Raw genomic sequence first — 6,243 nt, 5'->3', positions numbered from 1 at the left:
CGCATCAGCGTGCTGTTCGCCATGCTCCGCGACGGCACCTTCTACGAACCCCGAACCCCACGCCTCGCTTGACGAAAGACATAGAGGCACCCCCCCCACGACCGGGGCTCCGCCCCGGCCCCCGGTCCTCAAGCGCCGGACGGGCTGAAATGCGTGCGCCCCGCCCCAGAAGCCGGGCACCGGGAGGCGAGTCGGGCCCGCCCGGGTCCTGGCCGGCCGTGCGGCAGAGGCCGGACGGTACCGGACAGGCCGAATCCGCAAGCGTTCCGCCCCGGACCACGGCCCCGGAAGAGCCGCACGGTCGGACACCGCAGACACGTCCGACCCCGGCACCGGTAGGCAAGACACGAACCGGAACCGGAGGGGCCCGGCGGGCCACGGACCGGCTGGGACCGCAAAAGCCCCGCACCCGGGCTCCGTACGCCACGGGCCAGCCGACCCCAGCGCCTCCGGGCCTGCCCCGCCACGGGCGTCGCACGGGCTGCAACCGCAGACACCCCGGCCTGGGTACCGGTACGCACCGCACAAGCCGAAACGCAGGCGCCCGCCCCAGGCCCTGCCCGGGCACGGGCGCCGAACCAGCTGAAGCCGCAGGCGTCCCGGGCCCGGTTTGGACCGCAGACGGACTGGAACCGCAGGAGCCACGCCCCCGGGCCCGGGGGCGTGGCGGGTGGGGAAGGGAGCCCTGCCGCATCAAGCCGGGGTGGCGATGTACTTGTACTCCAGGAACTCGTCGATCCCGACGCGGCCGCCCTCGCGGCCCAGGCCGGACTGTTTGACACCGCCGAAGGGGGCGGCCGGGTTGGAGACCAGGCCGGTGTTGAGGCCGACCATGCCGACTTCCAGGCGTTCGCTCACCCGCAGCGAGCGGTTGAGGTCCTGGGTGAAGACGTAGCCCACCAGGCCCCATTCGGTGCTGTTGGCGGTGGCGACGACTTCGTCCTCGTCCTCGAAGGTGAGGATGGCGGCGACCGGGCCGAAGATCTCGGTCTCCATGAGACGGCTGGCGGGGGACACGCCGGTGAGCACGGTCGGGGGGTAGAAGCAGCCGGGGCCCTCGGGGGTGCTGCCGCCGACCAGGACCTCGGCGCCGCGCGCGACGGCGTCGGCGACCAGTTCCTCGACCTTGGTGCGGCCCGCCCGGTCGATCAGCGGGCCCACCTCGACGCCGGGGCGGCTGCCGGGGCCGACGTCGAGGGCGCCCATGCGGCGGGCGAGGCGGTCGGCGAACTCGGCGGCGACGGAGGAGTGGACGAAGAAGCGGTTGGCGGCGGTGCACGCCTCGCCCATGTTGCGCATCTTGGCGGTCATGGCGCCCTCGACCGCGACGTCGAGGTCGGCGTCGTCGAAGACGATGAAGGGGGCGTTGCCGCCGAGTTCCATGGAGGTGCGGACCACGGCGGGTGCGCACTGGCCGAGCAGGACGCGGCCGACCTGGGTGGAGCCGGTGAAGGACAGCTTGCGGATGTGGCCGCCGGTCAGCAGCGGTTCGACGACCTCGCCGGCCCGGGAGGTGGTGACGACGTTGAGCACCCCGGCGGGCAGCCCGGCCTCCTCCAGGATGCCCGCGAGGGCGAGCGAGGACAGCGGCGTCTGCGGGGCGGGCTTGAGCACCATGGTGCAGCCGGCGGCGATCGCCGGGCCGATCTTGCGGGTGCCCATGGCCAGCGGGAAGTTCCACGGGGTGACGAGGAGACAGGGGCCGACGGGGCGGCGCATGAGCAGCATGCGGTTCTTGCCGTCGGGCATGGTGGCGTATCCGCCGTCGATGCGGACGGCCTCTTCGGAGAACCAGCGGAAGAACTCGGCGGCGTACGCGGCCTCACCGCGCGCCTCGGCCAGCGGCTTTCCCATCTCGGCCGTCATCAGGGAGGCGAGCGCGTCGGCGCGCTCCATGATGAGTTCGTAGGCGCGGCGCAGGATCTCGCTGCGGGCGCGGGGCGCGGTGGCGGCCCATTTCTCCTGGGCGTCCAGGGCGGCGTCGAGTGCGCGCTGTCCGTCGGCGGGGCTCGCGTCGGCGACTTCGCACAGCACCTCGCCGGTGGCCGGGTCGTCGACCGGCATGGTCAGGCCGCCGGCCGCGTCGGACCAGGACCCGGCGATGTACAGCTTCTTGGACACCGTCGCGAGGACATCGCCCGCTGCGGGGAACGAAGCGGTGGGCAGGGCAGACATAGCGGCAATCTCCTTCTGTGGCCGCCGCCCGCGTGGCAGCGGGCGGCGGCCGGGGGTTCCCGAGGGGTACAGGGCGAAGGGCGTCAGGAGGTACCGGCGGTCCCGGCGCTCACGGCGGCGGACCAGGCGCGCAGCCCCTCGTCGATCGCCGCTTCGTCGACGACCAGCGCGGGGATCATCCGGACCACATGGTTCCAGGCTCCGCACAGGAGCAGCAACAGTCCCTCGTCGACGGCGGCGCGCTGCACGCGGGATGCGGTCGCCGGGTCGGGTTCGCCGTCCTCGGTGACGAACTCGCTGGCCAGCATGAGGCCGAGGCCGCGGACGTCGCCGATGGCGGGGGTCTTCGCGGCGATGTCCTCCAGACCGGAGCGCAGCCGGGCGCCCATGGCGTCGGCGTTGGCGACGAGGTTCTCGTCCCGTACGACGTCGAGGGTGGCCGCGGCCGCGGCGCAGGCCACCGCGTTGGCGCCGTAGGTGCCGCCCTGCGAACCGGGCCATGCCTTGGCCATCAGTTCCTCGGAGGCGGCGATGCCGGACAGCGGGAAGCCGCTGGCCAGGCCCTTGGCGGTGACCAGGATGTCGGGGCGGATCCCGAAGTGGTCATGGCCCCAGAAGCGGCCGGTGCGGCCGACGCCGGTCTGTACCTCGTCCAGGATGAGCAGGAAGCCATGGCGGTCGGCCCGCTCGCGCAGCCCCTGCATGAAGCCCTCGGTGGCGGGCACGTAACCGCCCTCACCCAGCACCGGCTCGACGATGATCGCCGCGGTGTCGTCGGGCGAGGAGATGGTCTGCAGGACGTAGTCCAGCTCCTTCAGCGCGAACCGGGTCGCGGTCTCCTCGTCCCAGCCGTACCGGTACGCGGTGGGGAACGGGGTCACCACGACGCCGCTCATCAGCGGCGAGAAGCCGGAGCGGAAGCGGGTCCCGGAGGTGGTCATGGACGCGGCGGCGACGGTGCGGCCGTGGAAGCCGCCGTGGCAGACCAGGACGTTCGGCCGCCCGGTGGCCTGGCGGGCCAGGCGCAGCGCGGACTCCACGGCCTCGCTGCCGGAGTTGGTGAAGAACAGACTGTCGAGGCCCTCGGGCAGCACTTCGCCGAGCTTGGCGGTCAGCCGCTGGAGCGGCTGGTGCATGACGGTTGTGTACTGGCCGTGGATGAGGGTGCCGACCTGCTCCTGGGCGGCGGCGACGACCCGCGGGTGGCAGTGTCCGGTGCTGGTGACGCCGATGCCCGCGGTGAAGTCCAGATAGCGGCGTCCGTCCTCGCCGTGGAGGTAGGCGCCCTCCCCGCGGACGGCGACCACCGGAGTGGCTTGGCGGAGCTGCGGCGACAGATTGGTCATGATCTCTCCCAACACCCACGGAACGGCGGTGACCGGACTGCTTCGGGACTTCTTCGGGACTGCTTCGAGCGTGCGGGAGCGAACCGGCCGAAGACAATGATCATTGTGTCGCGGGCAGGTGATCGGGATGGACGTTCTGTCAACCGGGACCGAGTGGACACTTTGTCAAGGCGATGCCAGAGTGACCCGAATGAACGGCTCCGCTCCGCTCACCCTCGACGACGCGCTGCGGCTGCCGGTGCTGGCCGCCGGGCAGCCGGAGGTGGTATCCGGCCATGATCAGCTGTCCCGTCCGGTCCGCTGGGTCCACATCACCGAGCTGCTCGACCCGGCCTCCTTCCTCAAGGGCGGGGAACTGGTCCTCACCACCGGGATGCCCCTGCCGGAGGACCCGGCGCTGGTGCGCCGGTATGTGGAGGAGCTGGCCGACGTCGGCGCCGCCGGCCTGGTCATCGAGCTGGTCCGGCGGTATCACGAGCCGCCGTCGGAGCTGGTGAGCGCCTGCCGGGCCCGGGATTTCCCGCTGGTCCTGCTGTCGCGGAACGTGAACTTCGTGGAGGTCACCCAGATCGTCCACTCGATGATCATCGGCAGCCAGATCGAGACCCTGCGCCGGGCGCAGGACGTCCATGACACCTTCACCGCGCTGACCCTGCGCGGCGCCGAGCCGGACGAGGTGGTGGGCATGGCCGCCGAGCTGAGCGGCCATCCGGTGGTACTGGAGAACCTGGTCCACCGGGCCGTGATCTGCGGGCCGCCGGGCCAGGGTGTCGAGGGGGTGCTGACCGAATGGGAGCGGCGGTCCCGCGCCACGCCCTCACCCGACCGCACCGAGCTGCGCGGTCCGGAGAACTGGCTGGTGACGGCCGTGGAGTACCGGGGTGAGCGCTGGGGGCGGCTGGTCATGCTGCCGGATGCCGCGGGCGTCCCGGCGGTGGGTCCCGAGCACGCGATGGTCCTGGAGCGTACGGCCACGGCCCTGACCATCGCCCGGCTGACCCAGCACACCCGGTGGGAGCGGCGCGCGCAGCGCACGCTGCTGCTGGACCTGGTCGAGCAGCGCTGCCGCTCGGCCGGGGAGTCGCGGGCCCGGGCCGAGGCGCTGGGCATGCGGGTCATGGGACGGCGGCTGATCGTCGTACTCGTCACCCTGGACCGGGGGCCCGGCGGCGAGGAGTCCGGGGAGCTGGAGGAGCGGCTGACCGAGGAGATGGCCGCGGCCGGCGCCGCGGTGCTGATCGGCGTGGTGCCCGGCGATCATCTGGGCGTCCTGCTGGCGTTCCACCCGGCCACCCCCTGGCGGCCGTTGGTTGAGCGGCTGAGCCGTACCGTACGGGAGTCCCATCCGGACGCGGTCGTGAGCGTGGGCTCCGAGGTGTCGGACCTGTCGCAGACCGCGCGCTCCTTCCAGCAGGCGGCGCGGGTCGCGGACGCCGCCGTTCCGGGGACGCCGGACAAACCGTTCCATGAACTGAGCGATATCGGGCTGCGGCAGCTGCTGTACGCGCTGCGCGGCGATGTGCGGGTGCAGGAGTACGTGGAACGGCAGCTCGGCCGGCTGGTGCAGCACGACGAACGGCATGGCACCGATCTGGTGACGACCCTGCACGCCTATCTGGACGCGGCGGGCAACAAGACGGTGGCCGCCAAGCGCGCGAACCTGTCACGGCAGGCGTTCTATCAGCGGCTGCACGCGATCGAGCGGGTGCTCGGCTGCGATCTGGAGTCGGGTGAGCAGCGCACCCAGCTGCACGTGGCGCTCACCGCGTTCAGCGTGCTGCGGCTCGCCCGCGGCTCCGGCCCCTCGTGACGCGGTGACGCGGTGACGCACGGCCCTCCTCGGCCATGTGCGAGCCGAGCGCCGCCGCGTCAACCGCGTCTACGCGTCACGTCCCAGCTGATCACTTCACGAAATCGTCGACGACCTTCGGTGGCCAGGAACCCACCTTGAGAACGCCCACGGAATAGGCGCGGGAGACCAGGGCCGCCCGGTTGGGGACCCGCAGCTTACGGAGCAGACGCGTCACGTGGTATTCGACGCCCTGCCGGCTGAGATAAAGCCGGGAGGCCAGCGGAACGGTGGAGAGTCCGGCCGCGATTCCTTCCAGGATACGTGCCTCGATTTCGCTGAGGATCTTCTTGCGGCTGGTCACCATGTCCAGCTCCTGGCCCCCCGCCACGGGCCGCAGCACCACCAGCAGCGAGGCGACGTGCGAGGTGCCCTCGCGTACGGCGACGGCGCTGAGCGCGCAGGTGAAGGCGGTGCCCTGGGATCCGACGACGATCACATGGCCGGCGAACCGGTGGCGGGTGCCGTCGGCCAGCAGGGAGAGCTGCCGGTGCAGCGCCTGCCGCGCGCTGGGGTGTGCCAGGTCGCAGAAATCACGGCCGCAGACGCTCGAGGAGGAGTCGTCGCCGAACTGCCGGAAGAACTCCCGATTCGCCTGCTGGACCGTCAGGGACGGGTCGAGGCAGACGACAGAGGCCCCGGGCTGGTCGAACTGGCACAGAAGATCCGCGTGCTCGATCTGAGCACATTCAAGATCGTGGGGGGTTGGCCGAGCTGAATCTGCGAGTGCGGAAACTGCCAAGGGACTGCCATCCCTTCCTGTTTATCAATGACCGGGCGCGAAGGACCGATGCGAATACCCGGGCACGAAAACCGCGGCTATTCAATTCGAATGCTCTTTACAGAATGGAGACTAGGGAGATCCTCATGCAT

Annotated in this window: 4 protein-coding genes; 1 reads left to right on the top strand and 3 read right to left on the bottom strand. The window is 71.4% G+C overall.

Going from position 1 to position 6,243, the window contains the following annotated elements; translation table 11 throughout:
• Nucleotides 1-693: 693 nt before the first annotated feature.
• Together ACFZCY_RS40900 and ACFZCY_RS40895 are read right to left on the bottom strand one after the other, a co-directional pair.
• On the bottom strand, nucleotides 694-2,175 hold the full coding sequence (locus tag ACFZCY_RS40900) for an aldehyde dehydrogenase family protein (RefSeq protein WP_391185652.1): 1,482 nt from the start codon (nucleotides 2,173-2,175) through the stop codon (nucleotides 694-696).
• An 83-nt stretch (nucleotides 2,176-2,258) separates the two neighbouring features.
• On the bottom strand, nucleotides 2,259-3,521 hold the full coding sequence (locus ACFZCY_RS40895; RefSeq protein WP_391185649.1) for an aminotransferase class III-fold pyridoxal phosphate-dependent enzyme: 1,263 nt from the start codon (nucleotides 3,519-3,521) through the stop codon (nucleotides 2,259-2,261).
• Nucleotides 3,522-3,711: 190 nt separating this feature from the next.
• Here ACFZCY_RS40895 and ACFZCY_RS40890 point away from each other — a divergent pair, with 190 nt between their 5' ends.
• The gene (locus ACFZCY_RS40890) at nucleotides 3,712-5,331 is read left to right on the top strand and encodes a PucR family transcriptional regulator ligand-binding domain-containing protein (protein WP_391185646.1); all 1,620 of its coding nucleotides are present in this window, start codon (nucleotides 3,712-3,714) and stop codon (nucleotides 5,329-5,331) included.
• 91 nt (nucleotides 5,332-5,422) lie between these two features.
• Here ACFZCY_RS40890 and ACFZCY_RS40885 read toward each other — a convergent pair whose 3' ends face one another.
• A complete protein-coding gene (locus ACFZCY_RS40885; RefSeq protein WP_391185655.1) occupies nucleotides 5,423-6,031 on the bottom strand; it encodes a LuxR C-terminal-related transcriptional regulator in 609 nt (202 codons plus the stop codon).
• Between the last annotated feature and the right edge of the window lie 212 nt (nucleotides 6,032-6,243).

The sequence above is a fragment of the Streptomyces sp. NPDC007983 genome (assembly GCF_042958345.1).
Taxonomy (GTDB): domain Bacteria; phylum Actinomycetota; class Actinomycetes; order Streptomycetales; family Streptomycetaceae; genus Streptomyces.
This window is presented reverse-complemented; position numbering and strand designations above follow the sequence as displayed.

Bases quoted from the DNA above. Each gene is read 5' to 3' on its own strand.
- ACFZCY_RS40900 (WP_391185652.1), bottom strand. From the start codon at position 2,175: ATGTCTGCCCTGCCCACCGCTTCGTTCCCCGCAGCGGGCGATGTCCTC.
- ACFZCY_RS40895 (WP_391185649.1), bottom strand. From the start codon at position 3,521: ATGACCAATCTGTCGCCGCAGCTCCGCCAAGCCACTCCGGTGGTCGCC.
- ACFZCY_RS40890 (WP_391185646.1), top strand. From the start codon at position 3,712: ATGAACGGCTCCGCTCCGCTCACCCTCGACGACGCGCTGCGGCTGCCG.